The following is a 23,144-nucleotide window of genomic DNA, read 5'->3' on the forward strand; positions in this document are numbered from 1 at the left end:
TTTCAGCTACTAATTGTTGATAAGTAGTTCCAATAACTGTATTAAAAAGGGTTTTTTAAAGAACAAATAAAGATATCTTGAGAAAATCTTTAGGAAAAATCAAGATTTTTGTCATAGCAAACACCCTTCTCAATATTCATTTTTGCAAATCCTGTATAAAACAAAGACAAACGTGCCTCAGATTCTAGTATGCTCCTAATGATCGATCGCATTAACAATTTCTATGCTGAATCTGACTGGAAAAAATGCTCTTGTTACAGGTATTGCCAATAACCGCTCGATCGCCTGGGGCATCGCCCAACAGCTGCATAAAGCCGGAGCAAACCTGGGTATTACCTACCTGCCGGATGAACGCGGCAAAATGGAGAAAAAAGTTGCGGAGTTGGTAGAACCCCTCAACCCAAGCTTATTTCTTCCTTGTAATGTCCAAGATGAAGAACAGATTCAATCTACCTTTGAGACAATTCGTGAGCAATGGGGGAAGCTAGACATTCTCATCCATTGTCTGGCCTTTGCCAGTAAAGACGATTTAAGTGGAGACTTTAGCCAAACCTCTCGTTCTGGCTTCAACACTGCCTTAGAAATCAGTACCTACTCGCTGGTGCAGTTAAGTGGTGCAGCGAAACCTTTGATGACTGAGGGAGGTAGTATCGTCACGCTGACATATTTAGGCGGTGTTAGAGCAATTCCTAACTACAACGTTATGGGAGTTGCGAAAGCAGGATTAGAAATGAGCGTGCGTTACCTAGCTGCTGAACTAGGGCCGCAAAATATCCGCGTCAATGCCATCTCCGCAGGCCCCATCCGCACCTTAGCATCTTCAGCAGTTGGTGGAATTTTGGATATGATCCATCATGTCGAAGAAGTAGCTCCCCTGCGCCGTACTGTCACTCAGCTAGAAGTGGGTAATACTGCCGCTTTCTTATGTAGTGATTTGTCCAGTGGTATTACCGGACAAGTTCTATATGTAGATGCAGGATATGAAATTATGGGAATGTAAGATAATTTGGGCATAGGGCATTAGGCATTGGGCATTGAGTATTAGTAAAATTCTTGCCCATTAGTCATTCCCTCCCCATTCGCCATTCCCCATTCCCCATTCCCAATGCAAATTAGCAAAGTTAATTCAAACTACGACCAGTCAACTAAAACCCCTCGGATTGCCACTGTTCACCGTACTACTGGTGAAACTGATGTACAAGTTACCATCAATCTCGATGGTAGAGGAACTTGTACGGCAGCAACAGGCATTCCGTTTTTGGATCACATGTTGCATCAAATTGCCTCCCACGGGCTGATTGATATAGATGTCCAAGCCAAAGGAGACTGGGAAATTGATGACCATCACACCAACGAAGATGTAGGCATTACTTTAGGCCAAGCTTTCAACCAAGCACTAGGCGACAGAAAAGGTATTGTCCGTTTTGGTAATTTTCTTGCGCCATTGGATGAAGCTTTAGTTCAGGTAGCGCTAGACTTTTCGGGACGGCCTCACCTCAGCTACGGCTTGCAAATTCCTACCCAGCGCGTAGGCACTTATGACACCCAACTCGTGCGCGAATTCTTTGTAGCATTGGTGAATCATAGCCAAATGACGCTGCACATTCGGCAACTGGATGGCATTAATTCCCACCACATCATAGAGGCGACATTTAAAGCCTTTGCAAGAGCAACACGTCTAGCAGTGGAGATTGACCCCCGTCGTGCTGGTCTAATTCCCAGTTCTAAAGGCGTTCTCTAAAAGTTGTCAAAAGGGGCATTAGTTATTTCCCCTCTAGTCTCCCATCCCCAATAATTGACACACGGCTTGGTGATGGTTATTATCAGCCTACTAGGTAATTTTTAATTAATACCAAGCTGGTAATTAGCGGTTGAACCAAGATGAAGTCTGTTGCAGATGACCCTGATTCTCAACTTAATACGGCAGACACTCCGCCAGTAGTCCTAACTTCTGAGTTGCGAAAAGTCTATCGCACTGGTTTTTGGCTAAATCAAAAAGTCGTATCTCTCAAAAACTGTTCTTTAACGGTTTACAAAGGCGAAACCTTTGGGTTGCTAGGGCCAAACGGTGCTGGTAAAACCACCCTTTTAAAATTGTTGCTGGGAATTATTCATCCCACTTCTGGACGGGGATTGTTATTGGATAAGCCTATAGGCGATCGCAGTGTTAAGCAACATATCGGCTATTTGCCAGAAAATCCCTATTTGTATGACTATCTCACTGGCTGGGAATTTTTGCAGCTAGCTGCCGGACTATTCCAAATTCCCCAAAGTGTCCAACGCCAACGCATTCCCCAACTGCTGGAATTGGTGGGTTTATCCCAAGCTGATGCTCGTAAAAAACTTTTACGCCGCTATTCAAAAGGAATGCTACAGCGTGTTGGTATGGCACAGGCGCTAATTAACGAGCCAGATTTGGTTTTTCTGGATGAACCCATGTCCGGTCTCGATCCGGTGGGACGTTACCAAATGCGGGAAATCATCCTGGCACTAAAAGCTGCTGGAAAGACGATTTTCTTTAATAGCCATGTTCTTAGTGAAGTAGAGCAGATTTGCGATCGCATTGCCATCCTTGCTCAAGGTGAACTAATTTGCTCTGGTTCCCTTAATGAGCTTTTAGGCGTAGACAACACATATTATGTAAAAGGTCAAGGTGGTGACTGGGAAATTCTCAAAAAATGGATACCCACTCTCAGATTTGAACCTGATGGTTCCTGGCAAGGTACACTACAAGACGATTACTATGATTTCCTCGCTAGTGTTCGTCTGATGGAAGGTAAAATTATTGCCATGAACTTGTCGCGTTACTCCCTAGAAGAGTTTTTTATTCAACAAATTCAAAGAAAAAATAACTCAGTTAATTAATTTCGTTACCAAATACTCAATTCTAAATTTGTTTGGGCAACGTATATACGTGGTATCTTTTTACAGAATAACCTTAAATTTCAGCCTTTTTGAGTTTGTCTTTGCTCAATCCAACTCACAAACAACTAAATTCCCACCTTTTTCAAGGTTATTTGTAGTTAATCAATAATGGAGTTCATAATTTTTGCAAAAATTACTACTAATAGAATATTTAGAATCACAGTTTAAGTGTCATTAAATTGACTTTGGTAGAAATGGGTTATTCGTAAGTACCTCTTTACATAACAGACAATTTTTATATAAACTGCGTTTATTTGCGTAAGTCATATATTTTTTGAGAATCCCCATATTCAAGTTTGCTCAACTTTAAAATAACTTCACTAAAAATTCAAATTTAAGAAACAAATTTCCTCCGGAAAATTACACTTTTCGGGGAAAATAAGAGTGTTGGGGAACTTGAATACTTAGGTATAGTCAAAATAAAAATGTTTAGACAGTACTTTATTAATCGTAGTTTCAGAATCTAAGGTAAATATGCTTAACACAAGTTTGTTTAAATTCAAATTCCTAACTCAGCCAGTTGTGGGTGTGGCTTTGTTAAGTGCTGTCAATGTCGCTGTGACATTTGCGAGTCTAGCTCAGGGACAACCATTACCACCAACTACACAAACACCAAGCACACAAACACAATTAGATACTAATTATTCATTAGGAGGCGGCGATCGCATCCGGGTAAATGTATTTGAAGTACCTGAATATACAGGAGAATACCAAGTTCCCCCAGGTGGAGCAATCAACCTACCTTTAATTGGCAGTGTGTCAGTCCTCGGTCTAACAACTGAACAGGCTGCTGACGAAATTGCTAGAAGATATGCTCGCTTCCTCAAACGTCCCTTAATCTCAGTCAATCTGTTATCGCCTCGTCCCATCAATGTTTTCGTTGCCGGAGAAGTGACACGTCCAGGAGCTTACACTCTTAGCTTGAGCGGAGGCGCGGGAGATAATCCAGGTGTGCAATACCCCACTGTATTAGCCGCATTGACAACAGCACAGGGCGTAACCTTGGCTGCGGATGTGAGTCAAATTCAATTAAGGCGTAAAATAGGACGTTCTTCAGAGCAAGCCGTTAGCGTCAATTTGAAGGAACTCATTCAAACGGGGAGGTTATCACAGGATATTACCTTGCGTGATGGAGACACCATAGTTGTACCAACAGCAACCAACTTCAACGTGGCAGAATCTCGTAATATATTTGCATCTAACTTTGCTGCCAGCCAAACCACGCCTCGCACGGTAACAATTATCGGTGAAGTTAATCGTCCCGGTTCGTATCTTGTCACCCCAGCCAGCACAGATGCTCAGGGGGGCGCAGCAACTAACAGTGGTACTGCTAATCCCAATGGTCTACCAAATGTGACACGGGTTATCCAACTAGCAGGGGGAATTACAGCACAGGCTGATGTTCGTAATCTCAGGCTACGTCGACTTACAAGAACTGGCTCAGAACAGGCTATAGATATTAACCTTTGGCAACTATTGCAGAGTGGCGATGCTAGTCAAGACATCATCGTGCAAGACGGAGATACGATTGTTATTCCGACGGCAACTGAGATTAACCCCGCAGAAGCTACTCAATTAGCTACCACTACTTTGTCTCCTACACGCATTCAAGTTGGCGTGGTAGGTGAAGTTAAAAAACCAGGGTTAACAGATGTTCAGCCGAATAGCTCTTTAAATCAAGCTATACTGGCAGCTGGCGGATTTAATGATGCCAGAGCTAGTAGCAGTGCTGTTGATTTGATTCGCCTCAACCCTAACGGTTCTGTCACTAAACGCATAGTAAAAGTGGATTTTTCTGCTGGCATTAATGAGCAAACTAATCCCATACTCCGCAATAATGATGTTGTGGTAGTTAACCGATCGGGTTCCGCTAAGACTGGCGATACCATAAACACTATAACTGGTCCTCTCGGTGTTATCTTTAATCTTCTGAACTTGTTCGGACTCTAGTTTTAGACACAGATGCAAATTGGGGGCGTTGGTTAAACTTCTCCGTCCCCAAAATTACAATATATATATAGTCAAAAAGATTGCTCTTGGTGTATTCCCTTGCGAGAGAGCAATATTCATCTCTCTTGAACTGTCCTCCACAATAACCACCTCTTTTATTAACTGAACTTACGCACTCAAAACAAGAAAGCTCGATCCCTCTTAAAAAAAGCGAGTCTCTCTTACGCGTAAGTATTAGTTAAATTACAGCAGTTGCCAGTAAATGAAATACACTTCTCCCCAACGCTTTCCAGATACTCTTATTTGACCATAGGATAAGACAATACTAGAGTACATAATAAATTCTTTATATTTTATACTAAATTTTATAAAAGTCTAAGCCTTATTACTGAGCTTCAAATTCCGTAAACCGAAAGCTATCACTGAAGTTTCTGAATTTGTCATTGATATACCCTTTAAAACTTTGTTTTAGTTACTCTGATTTTTTATGATAATGAGAATACTTTAGAAGGTAAAGATTGTATAATCTACTCCCTGCAAGACTTGGTTCCTCGATCTAATTATCATTATCATAAGAATTATTTAAGTAAAATAACTGTTTAATGACAGATATACTATCTTAACTACAGATACCGCGTATACACAGTAGAATGATGTCCAATTGGAAATGATGTCATTTGTACGGTTGGTTAGTGTCCATTAATGGGATGACTCTGCATACTGAAAACTTTTCAGTAATTTTACCAGATGGCTGCCTTTTTTTAACACTACTTAGAAAGACATTTCAGCAATTTTTGCGTGGAAATGCTCAGGTGTAAACCTGATAAACCGTTTATAAACTTACAAATGGCAGTTACACGACCGTATCCAATACTGACTTACTGACCAAGGCTAGAGTTACTGACCGTTGACGATTCAGTTTTTGCAATATACCCTATTTTTCCCTATGATGATTCATGGTTTAGGCTTTCTCAGTTTAAGTGCATCTCTTGTACTCCCCTGGGCGTTAACAGGTCTGGTTCAAGGACAGAGAATAACAGAGTCTTTAGTTAAAGACGTTCGTCAGTTATCCACCGATCAAAGCACACCACTACCAAGTCGCAAGCTGATCAGCCAGGCTACAACTACAACATACTATGTTAGTGGTAGCGGAAGCGACAAAAATAGCGGACTCACTCCGTCATCTGCCTTTAGGACAATTCAAAGAGCAGCAGACCTAACTAGTCCTGGCACTACAGTACTGATCATGGACGGAGTATACAAGAATAGTAACCCCAATGGCTCAGTACTAGTAATTAAACGCTCTGGAACGGCAAATTCATGGATTACCTATAAGGCATATCCTGGAGATAAGCCAAAAATCCAGCACAATGGATGGAATGGAATTTCCATTGAGAATGGAGCCTCATATATTGAGGTAAATGGTCTGGAGGTTGCAGGGAACAATACCAATATAACCCTGAGTTATGCGTTGAGTCAGAAGTATAATACATCTAACCCACTGACGAGTGGAAACTGCATAAACACAGATGGACGAAAAAATGGTCGTTCCCACCACATACGTATTCTCAACAACAAGGTACATGATTGTGGTGGTGGGGGTATTTCAGTTATTGAATCGGACTATGTAACAGTGGACAACAACGAGGTATATAATAATGCCTGGTACTCACCATACGGGGCTAGTGGCATTTCACTGCTCAACAATTGGAATTATGATAATAACCAGAACTATAGGATGTATGTTACCAGAAACAAAGTCTACAACAATCAAATGTTTGTTCCCTGGTATTACAATGGAAAGTTCCAAGACGGTAATGGTATTATTGTTGATAAGTCACGAGATAATGGGTATCAAGGACGTACTTTGATTGCCAACAATATCTCATATAAAAATGGTGGTACGGGCATTCATACTTTTTCAAGCGACCATGTGGATATTGTCCACAACACAGTTTATCTGAATAACCAGACTAAGGAAATTACTCACGGGCAAATCATGAGTAATTATTCAGGTGATGTCAAGGTTATCAATAACATCATTTATGCTGCGCCTAACAAAACAATAAGTACGAATAATAAAAGTACCAACACTACTTTTAACTACAACCTCTACAACAACAATGGTTCTCGTGCAGTTTCTGTGGGACCTAACGATATTATGGCAGATCCACAATTTGTAAATGCCTCAGGTGGTGACTTTAGAATAAAGGGGACTAGTCGGGCCATCAATAATGGTTTTAAGTGGAATAATTTGAAAAATGATTATTTTGGTAAACCTCGTCCTGTTGGTGCTGGATATGATATTGGGGCACACGAATATCAGTAACCGTAATATTGTGTCCTGAAATCTACACCCAACAATCTACAACACATAGTTCTGTCAGGCTGAAGTCTAGAGTTATACAAAACAATAAGCCTACCTTTGAAAGTAGGCTTATTGTTTTTTGGCTAAATAATTAAACAGATATGATACAAGTATCCCAACAGAATTAATTATTGATGTTTTACTAGGCAAGAATTTCAGCCAAGTTATGTGTAATTAATCCTCTACTATTATTTACCAGTTATGGTATTAAATTAACTGGTAAGACAAAATCCTAATTTATTTAACTTAATTTATACAGAGGTTTTGTCCGGAATACGTTTTTTTAGCTTTGTCTCTTTTGCCAAATCTTGATGAGTAAAGTATTGTTTAACATGGTTGAAATAACTACTAGATTCATTTTTATCAATGATACCATTCACAACTAAACCTAATACGTTGTGACTTGATCTCTCTAGCATTTCTTGAGCGGCAGATGCACTGTTAGAATCAATTACCCCAGGTCGAGCGACTAACAAAATCCCATCAGTCATTTGGCTTATAGTCAAAGCATCGGCTGCCAAAAGCAAGGGAGGAGCATCAATAATTACAAAATCATATTTATATTGAGATGAAAAACTTTCAATTAGCGATGCCATCCGCTTTGAGTCAAGCAAAGCAAGTGGATTGGGAGGTCTAGAGCCAGCAGTTAAGACATCAAGATTATCCATTACTTTAGATAAAGCAACATCAAATTCAGTCTGACCTATAAGAACTTCACTCAAGCCATCTGCATTACTTACTTCCCACAGATGATGCTGAGAAGGAACTCGCATATCTGCATCTATTAGTAAAACTCGACGTCCTAATTGAGCGATCGCTGTTGCCAAATTAGCTGAAACTGTAGACTTGCCTTCTTTAGGAACTGCGCTAGTTACCACAATAGTTTTCAGCACTTTATCTGAACTCAGGAATTTCAGATTTGCTTGAATCATTCTGTACATTTCGCTAGTTAAAGAGTAAGGCGTATCTCTGACAGCAATTGTTTGATTTATTGATTCTGCGTTTGAATAACGGGAGCGAATCTTTTTAACAGACAAAGGCACAATGCCTAACAAAGTATATCTAAATATATCTCTGATTTCTTGAAGGGTTTTCAGAGATCTATCTCTCATACCTAGAACAAGAACTGTTGTAGTAGCCAAGAATAAACCGAACATTACTCCTAGCACTAAAACAATAATTTTTTTGCTTTCTACCGGCTTATCTGGCACTATAGCCTGAGCAATAATCCGCGAGCTGGCTGTATTTGTATTCTCAACTAACTGTAATTCTTGAACCTTTTTTAACAGAGTTTGATATGTTGATTCTGCGACTTCAACTTTTCGTTCTAACTCCCTCTGATTTTGTGCTAGTTGGGGTATGAGTTTAACGCGCTTTTCGTATATAGAACGGGAGTTATATAAAGAGGAGAGTCTTTTTGCTAAACCAATGCGCTGTATTTCTGACTGCAGAAAATTTTGGATCAGGTTTTGTCTTAGTTCTCCAATCTGTAATAGGTTCTGTGAAACTTCTGTTTTATTGCCAACAGTCTGACCAATTTGCTGTTGTAAGAGAGATTTTAAGCTAGCTTTCTTTGCTTCTAAGTTAACAACTACAGGGTTGTCATCTAGGAAACGGCTACGCTCAATTGCCAGCTGTCGGTCAGTTTCTTGAAGTTGTGCAAGAACTCCCTGCACTGCCGGTGACTGACTGATGGCACTCACAGCGATCGCTTCCTGAGAATTTAGCTCTACTTTCTGGCGCAGTTCATTGGTTTGGGCGTTTACCTCATCCAGCTGAGCCTTAACAGTATTCATCTCATTGTCTAGATTTCCAATAGTTGAAACAGCTGACTTTGTCTCCTCTGACAGGTCTGCTATCTGATACTTCTGTTTAAATATACGTAGTGCTACTTCTGTATTATTAACAACTTCTTGAGTTTTAGGAAGCTGCCTGGCAATAAATTGACGAGTTGCTGCCGCCTCAGAGCGATTTGTCAGAATATCATTATCTAAATAAAGACTCATTATTGTGTTGACCACTGCTGCTGATTGTTCGGGGTCAGGGCTGGTATAGCTAATTCGCAATACATCTGTTGCACTAACAATTTTCAGGGTCAAAGATTTCCGCAGCTTTTCTACTTCTAGAGGTTTACCTTCTTTATCTTTCAGTTGTAGCTTATCTATTGTCCTCTGCAATAAAGCAGGGGAAGAAATAACTTCTATCTGAGTGTTTATCGGATTTTGAGTTGCTAGCAGTGATTTTAAATCCCCTGCATCTCCTCCTTCTGTATTACTAGGCAAAAGGCTAGATCCTACTACTTTAAAAGAAGGAATTCTAAATAATAGTTTTCCTTCGGCTTCATAGGATGGCTTCATAAATTGTGTAGCTATAGCACTGAGAATAACTGTAGCTGTAAATATCGCAGCAGCAGGTAGCCACCATCGTTTCAATATGAATAGGTAACGACTGAGGTCTAAATCAATAGATTCTCTAGATTCCGTAGATTTTTCTGACATAAATCTTCCCAAATACAGATATTAAGTAAGAAACTAAAAAAGACTTAGAGAATGCACAAACCACTGCAATTGACAAGAATGATGCGATTTGACAATATGACAATAGTATAGACTATCTAAGTTATAAATTTAGTTCCCATTGTCGCACAACAATGCCAACTAGCTTTGCCAAATCTTATCATAAGCCTCTAACAATTTCGGAGCTTGATATTGCCATTCAAGAATCTTCTCCATTCTCAGTCGTCCCTCGGCTCCTATCTTTTCTCTTAGTTCAGGAGAATCTAGAAGCTCTAGAATTTTCTCAGCAAATTCAACCTCATCATTAGGCTTTGCATAAAGAGATGCTTCCTGTGCAGAACGTCTTCCCTCTCGCAAATCAAACTGGACAATTGCTTTTCCCATCGCCATGTATTCGAGGATTTTATTCATGGTGCAGTTTTCGTTATAAGCAGATGTTGGGGAGGGTTCTACACAAACGTCACAACTGGAAAGCCTTTCTAAAAGTTCCTCCCCTTGCTTAAACCCTGTAAATTCTACAAACTCACTCACTCCTAACTCTCTGGATAAAACTTTAAGTTTTTCGGCTGCTGGTCCACTACCAATCAACATAAAGTGAATATCTTGGCGATTTTTTTTCTGGGTAATATAATATACTATTCTCAGAAGATAATCAATTCCCTCTGGTTCACCCATGACACCCATATATCCTATCAAGTGCTTCTTACCTCTACGATAATTCGGATTTGGGGGCATTCGGTGAAAACGGGAAAGGTCAGGCGCACTACGAACTACAAAGACCTTCTCCGGTTTCTTGTGCCCACGGGTAAGAGCTACCTCTCGGTGCGACTCGTTCGTTGAAATTACTATGTCTGCTGTGGCATAGGTCAAGCGTTCAGCCCAGCATAATCCATGATAAAAAATATCCCGCCGTTGATACTTAGCTTCATACATCTCCGGACTGAGGTCATGATGATCAAAGATAACCCAGATGCGATGAAATAATTTAAACCATACCGCTACTAAAAAAAGTAAATCCGGCGGATTACAAATATGGATAACATCAAAACCCCGCTCTCGCCATACCCGTTGAGCTAGACGGAATTGCCAATTAATCGCCCAACTATACTCTCGAAGATAACCAAGAACAGAACTTTCTTCTGGTGGTAGAGGATGACGGTAAATGTGAATTTTCTCAATAATCTCGTAAGATTTCTCAAACCCATTACCTGTTGGTGAAATTACGCTAACTTCATACCCAGCTTTTTGCAAAGTAGTTGCTTCCATCCATACCCGCCGATCAAAGGGAACTGGCAGATTTTCAACGATAATTAGTACTTTTTTAGGTAATGCCATAATAATCTCAACTATTAATCAGTTTAGTAAAACACTGACTTGTCAATTCTAAAATCTGCCTTTTTTGGGTAAATTTTAGTCATACCTGGTGAAACTGGGCTGAATAAACCGCAGGTCTGCATTTTTATAGTTTTCTGTTTTGCAGTTGCTAGATTTATCATTTCAACTTAACACTGAACGATATAAATCAAGAAAAGAAATCCAGTGATTTTTGATATCAAGATGAAAAACACTTTTTCTCGCTTTAGATCCTAGAGAGAGCCTCAAATCCTCATTTTCAATCAAAGACCTAATAGCATCTGATAGCTGCTCAACACTTCCTGGATTAACAATTAATCCATTTTCAGATTGAGTAACTATCTCAGGTATGCCTCCTACTGGTGTAACTATGACTGGTAATTCCCAAGCCATTGCCTCTAGCATTGCTAGTGGGAGACCTTCGTTATAAGAGGGCAACACAAAAACATCTGCCTTACTTAAAAGAATATCACGTTCATCTGACCCTATCCAACCAGGCAATTGTATATAGTTTTGTAGATTTAAAGTCGTAATTAAATTGCGTGCCTCTTCTATGTCTCCATCTCCTGCCATAATCAGACTTGATCTGGTTTTATATTCAGTAGGCAAAAAAGAAAAAGCTTTGATCAAATCAAATGCTCCTTTCCGTTGACCAATTCGTCCTAAAAAAAGTAAGTTAACTTTTGCAGAAACTGAACGGTGTGGAACTTCAGGAGGAAATTTTACTGGATTGTAAAAAACTACAACTTGTTCAGGTTTAAGACCAAGATTTTCTATATAGAAACTTTTCCAACTTTCCGATAATACAATTAAGCGTTGACACTTACAAAATATCCAACTTAGCAATTTCTGTATCCAGTTAGCAAGTCCAGCATAGAAAAGATGAAATTGACTACCATGAGCGTGTAGAATTATCGGTTTGTTAAATAGCCAAGCTAAAAGTGTCATAATTGCTTGCCGTAAAACACTGCCGCGTTGTGAAATTTCAAGTTGAACAATATCAACTTCTTCTGCTCTTAATATCCATATAAATTTCCATATAGCTTTCAAAAACACCATTGTTTTCAGTGCTATAGATCCGTCTTCATGAGTGATAATATGATATATCTGAATTTCAGAAGGAGCATATTCTAAAAAAAGCTTCTCATAACCAGAAATGCCACCCTGTTGGAGTAAACTAGGACCTAACATGATAATCTTGAGAGTATTAGTTCGGGACATAGGCTGTAATTTTGAAATAAGTTGGTATATCTTTGATTAATATATCACCGAAATAATCACAGTTTATTGTTTGATTTTCTCTGAGTCAAATCGATGCGTAACTTACTTCAACATATTAGTACATCTGTAGGTAGAGTATCTACGCCTAAAATATTTTCAATAAAAATACGATTATTTTTTGGTTAATTTGAGGTAAAAATATATTGGTTTACAGCTTTATGAATTTAACTCTATCTGTACATAATTTTTGTAAAACTTACAAAAATATTTTGTTTGAGTTAAAATTTATTAATCAATAAATTTATATTTAAATCACTCCATCTTCTCTACAACTCTATATTGATTCTAGTTTTAGAGATTCGCGTGCGTAGTAAAGTTGACTTGACAATATCGCTGCTACATAAAGTACCCATTCCATACTATTTTGAACTAGCAATGTACTTTCAGTTAGATTTGAAAGAATCATAAATGTAAGATAAACTAAGAGCCATATACTTTCGGATGTTTGATTCCGCCGGATTAAATATATCGCTTTAAATAAATTAATAACGAACCCAATTATAAAAACCAAGAATCCTAATAGACCCAATGATAGCCAAAGATCCAGAAACCCATTATGAGCATTAGGAGCGTCCCATTGTACCGTTTGTAAAACAATAGAAGATTCACTACTCTGCTCCCAGAATACTCCATAGCCATATCCTAACCATGGTTTTTTTCCAATCATCTCCAATACAACAGGCCATAATTCTGCGCGTCCGGTGAGTGTTGCGTCTTTACCTACTAAGCCTAAAATCGAATCACCTTGTGAGATGAACCAGTAATAAAAAGCTATACTCAATGTTGATATAAACGTCAGAAAAGGTATAAATACTTTGTATTCTAAATGTAAAATTCGACAATACACAATAAAAGCTACTGTGATGATTATAAAATTTAATAGTGATGTTGCTGATTGGGATAATAATATAAGTACTCCAGAAGTAATATAGCCAAGCCATAAAACCCAACGATTTTCTTTACCAGTAATGGCAAGGAATAAAAATATTGCCGCACTAAGTACAAATCTCTTGCCCAGAACATTTTTGGTTGGGAATATTCCTCTCCAACTATTAAATGCAGGATCGATTCCAATTTGTGGTAAAAATATAACAAATAATAAACACATTACTATTGAGACGGCAAGCATATATGCACATAGCTTTAGCTGCTGTTTTAAGGTGTAGCGTGAAGCTAAATAAAGTCCAAAGATAGTTGTTCCTGACAGACCAATGACGCGACGCACGGTAATGTCTGGATCTAAGGACCAAAAAATAGAAAGTGCAGAAACTCCAATCAGCAACCAAATAAACTTATCTTTGCTAAAAGCATAAGTAACTTTCTTCCAACGTAGAGCAATCAATGAAAGGCTGACTATATATGTAAGAGTATAAAGTAATCGAAATGTAATTCTATCTCCTTCTTTTACAGTAAAGCCATCAGTCAAAAAACCATCTAGCGGGGTTCCTGAATATAGCATCAAGGAAGTAAATGTAAATATTTGTTCAGCAGAAATTAAAAATTTCCTCATTTTTTATAACTTATAATATTTATTATTGTGTATACATACAAAAAATATATTAAGCAAGTCAGAAATTCGTGGTTGATAGTCTCAGTTTATTTGGGCAAATACTTTTTTATTCGATGAGTTATTATTATGTTCGTTAAATGCCGATTAAGTAAGTATATTTTTACTAATGTATAATTTTCATGGTTTTTTGATAAACTTCCACGGTTTGAACAGCAATATTTGACCAATTTAAATCTTGCTGGCAACGAGCTAGTGCCGCAGTTTGCATTTTTTGTTGTAAGTCGCGATCGCTTAACAAACAAACGATGGCATCAGATAGGGCTTGAGCATCACGTGGTGGAACTAATAACCCATCCTTTTTATGCTGAACTATCTCACTCAATCCCCCTATATCAGAAGCTACAACCAGCGTTCCCATTCCATAAGATAAAGCTGCTACACCACTTTGAGACGCTTCAATGTATGGTAGAACTGTTAGTGTGCTACGTTGAAATAGATTACCTACTTCTTCAAGAGAGATTAGTCTATTGATAATCTCGTAGCGGTTCTCATCATAACCATTAGGGAAATACTGGTTGATATTTTCTCCTTTTCCAGCAATAATCAGCTTGACTTGAGGTACACGTTCAGCAATTAAGGGCATAGCCTCAAGCAAATATTTCAATCCTTTATAGGGCCAGATGCGTCCAAAAAATAGCAATGTATTTGGATCGCGAGGCTGATTATTGCGATCGCCCCGGCGCTTATACAGACTGCCAAGTTCACCATGTGGTATGACATTGACTCGCCCTTCAGGTAAATTAAATTTTTCAATTAGAATCTTTTTTAGTTGATCAGTATGGACAATCAATTGTTGGGAACGATAGAAGGCAATACGCCGAGTATACTCTGAACCAAATACAGCCACCTTATCTCCTGGGTGACGGAATACATCGTGGATGGTTGTTACTAGTGGTGGCATCCTGTTGAGTAACAACGTCCAATCATACCAAGGATCGTTAGTTTCTTGCACATGTAAAACATCTGGCTGTATGTCTTTGATAATACGCATCATAGCGTTCATAGACAACACATTACGCGGGTCGCGAATCCGTGGTTTGTTAAAGCTAATGACACGGATACTGGGATCAAACGCATCACCGCATACATCTGAGAGTTTTTTCGGGTGAATTACCGTTAAATCAACATATTTAGCCAGACTATTTGCTAATTCAATGGTGTAGTCTTCAAAGCCAAAATGTAATAGGGCAACTTTAATCATAATTTAAATTATATTCTTACTTATAAAACTTTGGATTGTTTGTCTGTAGAATTTTAGATTGAACAATTAATGTTCTCTTAAAAGTTTCATCCATAAAAAACGAAACCCACCAAACGCACGAATACCTAAATAAATCACAAATAAACCATAGGTACAAGTTGCAATAAGTAAAGTGAATACAAAGTCTAAGTTAATTTTTTGCAATAATATAAATATGGGTAACATTAAAACACTTATTATCAATGGTCGGCGCATAATTCGCCATAAGTTTAATGAAAATAAGCGAGTATAGGTGAAATAAATATACTGGCTAAAACCCAGAATAGTCATTAACAATACCATTAAAGCTGCACCTAGTAACTGATATCGGGAAACTAATACCACACCTCCCAAGCTTCCGAATATAGTAGTAATGACCACTTCACGTAGGTTAACTATCTCAAAACCATTGGCTACCAGTAGATATGAAAGTGAGCGGATGAAGGGCAAAAAAACCAGTGATATAGCACTTAGGCGAAGGGCTAGATTTGCTTGAGCAAAGCTAGAATCATAGACAAAAATTAGTAAATCTTTGCTAAAAAATAACAATCCCAAAAATAAGGGCAATGCCATAATTAGTAGGATTTGAATAATAGTTTCTGCTGTCTGCTTCTGTTTTCCCCTTCCTTGGTCTACTGCCTTTGAAAATCTTGGAAACATTGCTAAAATCATACTGTTAGCAATAATCGAAAAGGGTTGTAGTAATTGTGCTATTCCACCAAATAGACCTACTAAAAACTCATTTCCTAACAATGAAAGAATCAAAATTTGAATTCGTCCAGTGACTACAGCTATTGCTTCAATAGCAAAAAATGTACGCGCACTTTTGATTGTATTAATTACAAAGTTTCCATCAATCTGCCATTGGATTTTAACTAATCGTCTAATAAAAATCCATTCAATTATTAGAATTAGTGTTTCTGACAAAAATAGGATCGCTCCCAAATATCCAATTCCGTATTTTAGTTGCATCGCCCAAATCATTATTATTAGGCGTATTACATACACTGGAACTGTAGCTATGGCAATAAGATGCATCTTCTCTTGAGCTTGAAAAACTGCCTCCGTTATGTTGGAAAGTGCAAAGGGAATGATCGTTAAACCCATTATGTAGCAAAGAGTAGAGGTTGTGGAACTATAGGGAAGTAAAAAGACTACAATCACTAATGCCCCATAACTGAAGAAACTAAATATTAACTGCAACCAGGTACCACTCATTAAGTAAACTGGTGTTTTTTCTGGCTCACGTGCTAGTTCTCTAGTGAACAATGTCTTTAGCCCTTGTGAAGCAATGCCCACAAAGATAAAATAGTAGCTATAGGCTAGTAGATACTGCCCTAAAGCCTCAGCTCCTAAAGTTCGAGCAATAGCAGCGGTTAATACAAAGGCCGTAATGCTTTGTGCTAACCGATTGACTATCATTGATAAGGAATTACTTATAAATTTGTACTTTTCTGCCATTCTTAAAATTATTAATTCAGCTTAATTCGTTTTAAATCACTAAATACCCATGTATTTCATAAACTGATCTTTTTGGATATGGATGGATGTATCTTCAGAAGTTTTTATACTTGATTCCATGCATAAATCATTTGTACTTTCGGACTATTACAAAACTAGAAAAAGCTCACTTTAATCCGCAAGAAATTACACTGCAAGTTGCAATAATCATATCAACACGTAACTATTATAGTTCTTACTGTCTTTTCTAATTTTGTTTTTTTGTTTGACCTTAGCTCAACCTTATCCAAAATTAGTAACCAGGTTTTCTTGATCCGACAAAAAACCTAGTTTGGTAGCAAAAACTTTTTCCATGTTAATGCTTATCATTGAATTTTATTAAAATAAAACTGCCGGATCACTAAGGTTTTACGATGAATATTGATGCCTTCAAGAAAAATTGAGAAAGTCGATCAAATTTAAAGCTTAGTAGGCACCTTCTTTTTTCAAAACCACCATAACTGTTTTGAGCAAAATTTCAAAGTCCAACCCAAGAGACCAATTTTCAATGTAGTTCAGATCAAGATTTATCACTTGTTCAAAATCTACAATGTCTGAACGACCTGAGACTTGCCAAAGACCTGTAATACCAGGTAAAACTTCATGTCTAATAAAATGATGTTCAGAAAACTTGTCTACATCTCTAGTAGGTAACGGACGGGGGCCTACTATACTCATTTCTCCAAAGATAACGTTAAAAAGTTGAGGTAATTCGTCTAAACTATAACGCCGAAGAAATTTTCCAACGCGAGTAATACGAGGGTCATCTTTTATTTTAAAGATAATCCCATCTTTCGTTTCATTTAAAGCTTCTAATTCTTTCTGTAATTTTTCTGCATCAGACCTCATAGTTCTGAATTTCCATACTTTGAATTGTTGCCCATGTAGACCTATACGGGTTTGCCTGTAAAATACTGTTCCAGGAGAGTCCAGTTTTATAGCTATAGCTATAGCTATATAAATCGGAAATGATAACATTACAAATAAAGTTGCAAAACAGAAATCACAAGTACGTTTTATCCAAAAATCCTTACCTGTAATTATCGGACAATCCAAACTCAGACAAGGCATTCCACCTATTTTATTAAATTCTATGTTTTTATAAATTGGTTTTAATTCCATCGGTAAAATATGTACTTGAATACCAGATGCTTGAAATAACCAGCATAAAAACATTCTATTTTTTAGAGCATCCCAAGATATAAAAACCTCTGTTACACCTAATTCATTGAGTTGATTCAATGTTTTTTGACGCTGATATCTGTCTAATGAATTAGCATGAGCAGTTCCAGATACAATATAGTGCTTTTCTTTTTTAATAAAGCTAGCAATCTGCTCATGGTCTTGAGGATCACAAATAATGAAGACAGAAGAACGAACTATTTTTTTCTGCTTACGGAGATATTCTAAAGTAATATTTACACCATATCTTCCAGTACAAATAAATAATATACTTAGAAGCCAAGATAACAATATTAATTTTGGGCGTGTAATATCAACAACCGGTTGATACAAAAAACAAGCAAATATTATTAGTCCATGAGCAAAACTTAGCGATTTAATAATGTTCAAGTAGTCATAGCGTTTTTGACCTTCCCTATAAATACCTTCTATAGCTAGCGATCCTATTTGAATACCAATAGTTATTAAAATCGGTAAGTAATGACTAGGTAGATCCCAAGAAAAATTACCATAAAAAGATTTGTATCCAGCAAAAATCCAAGCTAAGGATAAAAGGGTATAGTCTACCAGAAACAATGTTATTAATCTCAACCACCATGAACCTTTGCGTACCCTTACAGATGCAGATGCACGTAAATCCAAAGGTACTTCACTGAATTTATTTGTTGTAATGCTTTGATTACTCATACTGAGGAACACTTGGTATATGTAAAATTTGATGAAATTTGCTCAAAACTTAATATTAAGACAAGTGAGATATCCCACCTTTTTATTTCAAAGAAACCTGTTCTTTGTAGCCTAAATATTATTAACTATTTTGTTCGGAGTAACTTTAATTTCTCTATCAAAAGCATATTCCAGGATCGGTTTGAGGAAATTTACTACCCAGATATTTAGCTTTTGTTGCAGGTCAAGATTCAGTTTAGTCTGGATATTTTGAGCTTTGAGTGTAAGAAAATGATTTTTTGGTAAGTTAACTTCTTGTAATTTAATAAAATTCCTGACATGACATTAATAATTAAATAGGTCAGGTAAAAATATTAGGATTTTGAAAGGGCGTAACAGTTGAACTGAGTTATTACAGTTCCATTGCAGAGTTTTACTTCTATGAGACAATTATGTTCCTTCGGGAACTACTGTAGCATATCTAGCTAAATGAATTTAGCTTTGCTTAGAAGTTCTCTGTTTTTTACGCATAATTACTTAATTAACAATACTTACATACATAACATATAACTAAACGCATCAAAAGTTTGGATATTGTTACAAAACTTTACAAAAATTATTTCTTGCTTGAACTTGTGTCAAGTCTCATGGTTATCTTTAGAGAATTTTGTAACAGATTAACGGCAATAAATTCTAATAAATGAACAAAATCTATCTGTGAGTCTTGTTATATCTGCATTTATAGATAGTTTCACCTTCTAAGCCTTTTTTCCTACATTATCTTTATTGCCAATGATATGTTTTTATGGAGACCTGATTTGAGGATGGTAGCATCAAGTAAAAAATATTACGCCACTTTGTATGAAGGAAATCGCTAAAATAGCTTAAAACATGTACTTTTAATCTCCTTATGTTCTTACATTTCAACTCGGATTGCTATAGTCCTGAGTCGCCAGTTCCTCTCTGATGTGTTTTTAGTATATGCAGCTAATGACCCCTACTTAATTATTTAAACAAATCATAATCATGACTTCACACTATTTTTACATATAAAGAAACACAATGAAGATTCGGTAATAATTATTTTTCACTCTAACAAATTCCTATAAAAAAAGATAAAGTTTTATCAGTATTAATTTCCGTAAATTTATATCTTGTAAAGCAAAAAAGTTTAATTTGTTAACTAAAATGAAAGGTGTAAAAAGTGCCGATCTATTGCTATACCTAAAAAAACGAATAATGATATTTTTACTTTAATTGGTATTTAAAAGTTACCGCTTTAAATTAAATGTTTGTTAAAAATGGCGATCGTTATGTTAAGTACAAATCGATTATCTACAGATTTAAATACAAATTATATTTGAAAATTTATATGATTTGCCTGTGTACGAAAGCCTAGAAACTTTTGGCCCAGCGTCTCACCTTCAAAGCGAAGCTAGGTTGTGTTTATGCAATTTCGGACTTCTATGCTGAAATACTTAATGTATAGCCTCGTATAAGATTTGATATAAACGCATATACAATAAAGAATAAATAAATTAAAACAATGGCATCTCCTTATGGAGTTGGTACATAGAAAATGCAGATAAATAGCCAAATTTCAGAATATAAGCAAAATATTCCCTTAAACACCTTAACTAATATCCTCGATACTCAAGTTATACAGGAATGGAATGATACTGAAGTAGATCATCATCAGGATTTGTGCATCCATCAAATGTTTGAGATGCAAGTTGAGCGATCGCCCCAGTCCATTGCTGTAATGTTTGAAAATACACAACTTACTTATTGGCAGCTAAATCAGCAGGCTAATCAACTAGCACATCACCTACGTGCTTTAGGCGTTGGTCCTGAAGTACTTGTGGGCATTTGCCTAGAGCGCTCCTTGGAGATGATAGTAGGACTACTGGGAATTCTCAAAGCTGGAGGTGCTTACGTACCTTTAGATCCGGCATATCCCTCAGAGCGTTTAGCCTTCATATTGAAAGATACTCAGACACCAGTATTGTTAACCCAAGAAAAATTGCTCAAGAACTTGCCACCGCATGAAGCACAGGTGGTTTGTCTCGATTCAAATTGGCAAGGAAATATTCAAAACAGTCAAGAAAATCCTGTAAATAAAACGACAGATGATAATCTTATCTACGTAATTTACACATCTGGTTCTACAGGACAGCCCAAAGGTGTTATGATCCCTCACCGTGGTATCCGCAACCAACTCTACTGGCGGCAAACAACCTTTAGATTAACTCAGGCAGATAAGGTTTTATTGACTATTTCTTTTAGCTTCGATCCCTCAGTGTGGCAGATATTCTGGCCATTGTGCTTTGGAGGGCAATTGATCGTGGCTCGCCCTGGTGGACATCAAGACACTGCATACCTTGTGAAGGTCATTACTGAGCAGCAAATCACTGTCTTGGCCTTAGTACCTTCTATACTGCGTGTCTTACTAGAAGAAAAGGGAATTGAGAATTGCTCATTTCTGAGGCATATTACCTGTGGTGGTGAAGCTTTGCCTGGCGAACTAATAGAACGCTTTTTTGCCAAACTGGATTTGGACAATGTTCTCCACAATTGCTATGGCCCGACAGAAGCCTCTATTGATACCACTTTCTGGACTTGTCAGCGCGGCACTAATTCTACCATTGCTCCCATAGGTCGCCCCGTGGCCAATGCAGAGATTCACATCCTTGATGAAAATTTGCAGCCTGTGCCTGTTGGTGAATCAGGTGAACTGCACATTGGTGGTATTGGTTTGGCGCGAGGCTATCTTAACCGTCCAGAATTGACCATAGATAAGTTTATTTTCAATCCTTTTAGCTCTGAACCTGGGTCACGTCTTTACAAAACTGGGGACTTGGCACGTTACTTAAGCGATGGGAATATCGAGTTTATTGGTCGCATTGACTACCAAGTCAAGATTCGTGGCTTCCGAATTGAATTGGGAGAAATTGAAGCCATATTAGACCAACATCCTGCACTGACACAGACTCTCGTCATTGCTAGAGAGGATATTAATGGTGACAAACAACTTGTGGCTTATGTTGTTGCCAATGCAGAGCAAATTCCTAGTCGAGTTGAATTACGTCGTTTTTTGCAAAGTCAGCTACCTGAATATATGGTGCCTGCTTACTTTGTATTTTTGGACACCTTACCATTAAACCCTAATGGTAAAATAGACCGCCATGCTTTACCTGCACCCGATTTATCAAGACAAGAATCGGAAGTTACCTTTATTGCTCCTCGTAATGAAGTGGAGCGCAAGATAACACAGATTTGGGAACAGATTTTAGGTGTCCAACCCATTGGCGTAAAGGATAACTTCTTTGAGATAGGAGGAAACTCCATCTTGGCAGTAAAACTATTTTGGCAAATTGAGAAGATATTTAGTAAAAATCTTCCTCTTGCTATTCTCTTTCAGTCTGGGACTGTAGAGGCTCTAGCCAAAATAATCTGTCAAGAAGAAGATTTAGCAATAAACTTGGCTTCAGTAAATACCTTAGACAAATCAAAATCTAGCTGGTCATCCCTGGTAGAAATTCAACCCTATGGTTCCAAGCCACCTTTTTTCTGTATTCACGGACTCGGTGGAGAAGTCTTGTGTTTCCGTGAATTAGTATTGCATTTGGGGTTAGACCAACCATTCTATGGACTACAGCCACAAGGACTAGATGGAAAACAGCCCTTGTATACGCGGATAGAAGACATGGCAACTCATTACATTCAAGAAATCCAGACCATTCAACCCAATGGGCCTTATTTTCTGGGAGGTTATTCTTTTGGGGGTGTAGTTGCTTTTGAGATGGCTAGGCAACTCCAGGAGCAAGGTCAACAAGTTGGTATTTTAGTTATGCTTGATAGTTGCCGTCCAGGTTATAGTTGGCGGGCACCATTTATGAAGCGAGTTTTTTTGCATTTAAATAATATAGCTCAACAAGGACCTGTCTACTTTTGGCAAAGACTTGTGAAATGGATTTATTGGAGTACGCAGCGTCTCGAAAAGACATATCAGCGTTACTTGCAAGGGATAATTGATTTCCCTGCAAATGACAACCACTTAAAGATTATGGATGCTAACACTCAAGCCATCAGTGAATATATCTTTTCACCTTACCTTGGTCGAGCTGTTCTCTTGCGAACAGACGATCAGAGTCGGGACGATACTATAGGGACACAATACGATCCTCAATTCGGCTGGGGCGACCTAGTTGCTGGAGGATTAGATATCCATTACATTTCTGGATCTCACCATAACCTATTTAATGAACCGCATGTACAGGTGTTAGCCGAAACATTGAGAAATTGCTTAATCCAAGCGCAGTCTCCAAATAATTAATTTGACAACCTACTACCTTTGCAAGAGAAGTCTAGTAATTTTGGATTTTGAATCGGGATCAAATAAAGCATTATAAAATCAAAGAAACAAGTGCCAAAATCGGCTTAACTCTTCGACTTATAGAGCAAATTTCACGTTTGTGAGATACAAAAATACTCCACTGCTGCGATCGCTCACCTTCACACCACTTGCTTCTTGGCAATTGAGAACCGCTATATCTAGATTTTGGGAGTCTCAACTCAGTAATGCTGGGTAAT

Annotated in this window: 13 protein-coding genes; 6 read left to right on the forward strand and 7 right to left on the reverse strand. The window is 37.7% G+C overall.

Annotation, left to right across the window (positions count from 1 at the left end):
* The first annotated feature begins 223 nt into the window (after positions 1-223).
* The 5 genes from fabI (at position 224) to GJB62_RS12150 (ending at position 7,204) form a co-directional block, all read left to right on the forward strand.
* Positions 224-1,000, forward strand: coding sequence for an enoyl-ACP reductase FabI (gene fabI, locus GJB62_RS12130; RefSeq protein WP_114080424.1), 777 nt, complete (start codon positions 224-226; stop codon positions 998-1,000).
* Between the two features lie 105 nt (positions 1,001-1,105).
* Positions 1,106-1,741: an imidazoleglycerol-phosphate dehydratase HisB gene (gene hisB / locus GJB62_RS12135; RefSeq protein ID WP_114080425.1), complete on the forward strand. Its 636-nt coding sequence runs from the start codon at positions 1,106-1,108 to the stop codon at positions 1,739-1,741.
* A 140-nt stretch (positions 1,742-1,881) separates the two neighbouring features.
* Positions 1,882-2,865: an ABC transporter ATP-binding protein gene (locus GJB62_RS12140; RefSeq protein ID WP_114080426.1), complete on the forward strand. Its 984-nt coding sequence runs from the start codon at positions 1,882-1,884 to the stop codon at positions 2,863-2,865.
* Between the two features lie 534 nt (positions 2,866-3,399).
* On the forward strand, positions 3,400-4,875 hold the full coding sequence (locus GJB62_RS12145) for an SLBB domain-containing protein (RefSeq protein ID WP_114080427.1): 1,476 nt from the start codon (positions 3,400-3,402) through the stop codon (positions 4,873-4,875).
* 907 nt (positions 4,876-5,782) lie between these two features.
* Positions 5,783-7,204 (forward strand): right-handed parallel beta-helix repeat-containing protein, encoded by a 1,422-nt coding sequence (locus GJB62_RS12150; protein ID WP_245246148.1) that lies wholly within the window; start codon positions 5,783-5,785, stop codon positions 7,202-7,204.
* A 290-nt stretch (positions 7,205-7,494) separates the two neighbouring features.
* Here GJB62_RS12150 and GJB62_RS12155 read toward each other — a convergent pair whose 3' ends face one another.
* The 7 genes from GJB62_RS12155 to GJB62_RS12185 all read right to left on the reverse strand — a co-directional run bounded on the left by GJB62_RS12155 (position 7,495) and on the right by GJB62_RS12185 (position 18,572).
* A complete protein-coding gene (locus GJB62_RS12155; protein ID WP_114080429.1) occupies positions 7,495-9,741 on the reverse strand; it encodes a polysaccharide biosynthesis tyrosine autokinase in 2,247 nt (748 codons plus the stop codon).
* Between the two features lie 159 nt (positions 9,742-9,900).
* On the reverse strand, positions 9,901-11,094 hold the full coding sequence (locus GJB62_RS12160) for a glycosyltransferase family 4 protein (protein WP_114080430.1): 1,194 nt from the start codon (positions 11,092-11,094) through the stop codon (positions 9,901-9,903).
* Positions 11,095-11,256: 162 nt separating this feature from the next.
* Positions 11,257-12,303 (reverse strand): glycosyltransferase family 4 protein, encoded by a 1,047-nt coding sequence (locus GJB62_RS12165; protein ID WP_245246149.1) that lies wholly within the window; start codon positions 12,301-12,303, stop codon positions 11,257-11,259.
* 364 nt (positions 12,304-12,667) lie between these two features.
* Complete coding sequence (locus GJB62_RS12170; protein WP_114080432.1) at positions 12,668-13,903, reverse strand: O-antigen ligase family protein; 1,236 nt, start codon at positions 13,901-13,903, stop codon at positions 12,668-12,670.
* 163 nt (positions 13,904-14,066) lie between these two features.
* A complete protein-coding gene (locus GJB62_RS12175) occupies positions 14,067-15,164 on the reverse strand; it encodes a glycosyltransferase family 4 protein (RefSeq protein ID WP_114080433.1) in 1,098 nt (365 codons plus the stop codon).
* Positions 15,165-15,230: 66 nt separating this feature from the next.
* On the reverse strand, positions 15,231-16,664 hold the full coding sequence (locus GJB62_RS12180) for an oligosaccharide flippase family protein (RefSeq protein ID WP_114080434.1): 1,434 nt from the start codon (positions 16,662-16,664) through the stop codon (positions 15,231-15,233).
* A 465-nt stretch (positions 16,665-17,129) separates the two neighbouring features.
* Positions 17,130-18,572, reverse strand: a complete 1,443-nt coding sequence (locus GJB62_RS12185) for a sugar transferase (RefSeq protein WP_167755985.1) — start codon at positions 18,570-18,572, stop codon at positions 17,130-17,132.
* 1,696 nt (positions 18,573-20,268) lie between these two features.
* Here GJB62_RS12185 and GJB62_RS12190 point away from each other — a divergent pair.
* Entirely contained in the window at positions 20,269-22,887 is a 2,619-nt protein-coding gene (locus GJB62_RS12190) for an amino acid adenylation domain-containing protein (protein WP_114080504.1), read from the forward strand.
* Positions 22,888-23,144 lie beyond the last annotated feature (257 nt).

The sequence above is a fragment of the Nostoc sp. ATCC 53789 genome, from assembly GCF_009873495.1.
GTDB lineage: Bacteria > Cyanobacteriota > Cyanobacteriia > Cyanobacteriales > Nostocaceae > Nostoc > Nostoc muscorum_A.

Coding starts and splice junctions, on each gene's coding strand:
- hisB (WP_114080425.1), top strand. CDS start 1,106: ATGCAAATTAGCAAAGTTAATTCAAACTACGACCAGTCAACTAAAACC.
- GJB62_RS12165 (WP_245246149.1), bottom strand. CDS start 12,303: ATGTTAGGTCCTAGTTTACTCCAACAGGGTGGCATTTCTGGTTATGAG.
- GJB62_RS12140 (WP_114080426.1), top strand. CDS start 1,882: ATGAAGTCTGTTGCAGATGACCCTGATTCTCAACTTAATACGGCAGAC.
- GJB62_RS12160 (WP_114080430.1), bottom strand. CDS start 11,094: ATGGCATTACCTAAAAAAGTACTAATTATCGTTGAAAATCTGCCAGTT.
- GJB62_RS12170 (WP_114080432.1), bottom strand. CDS start 13,903: ATGAGGAAATTTTTAATTTCTGCTGAACAAATATTTACATTTACTTCC.
- GJB62_RS12155 (WP_114080429.1), bottom strand. CDS start 9,741: ATGTCAGAAAAATCTACGGAATCTAGAGAATCTATTGATTTAGACCTC.
- GJB62_RS12175 (WP_114080433.1), bottom strand. CDS start 15,164: ATGATTAAAGTTGCCCTATTACATTTTGGCTTTGAAGACTACACCATT.
- GJB62_RS12185 (WP_167755985.1), bottom strand. CDS start 18,572: ATGAGTAATCAAAGCATTACAACAAATAAATTCAGTGAAGTACCTTTG.
- fabI (WP_114080424.1), top strand. CDS start 224: ATGCTGAATCTGACTGGAAAAAATGCTCTTGTTACAGGTATTGCCAAT.
- GJB62_RS12145 (WP_114080427.1), top strand. CDS start 3,400: ATGCTTAACACAAGTTTGTTTAAATTCAAATTCCTAACTCAGCCAGTT.
- GJB62_RS12180 (WP_114080434.1), bottom strand. CDS start 16,664: ATGGCAGAAAAGTACAAATTTATAAGTAATTCCTTATCAATGATAGTC.
- GJB62_RS12190 (WP_114080504.1), top strand. CDS start 20,269: ATGTTTGAGATGCAAGTTGAGCGATCGCCCCAGTCCATTGCTGTAATG.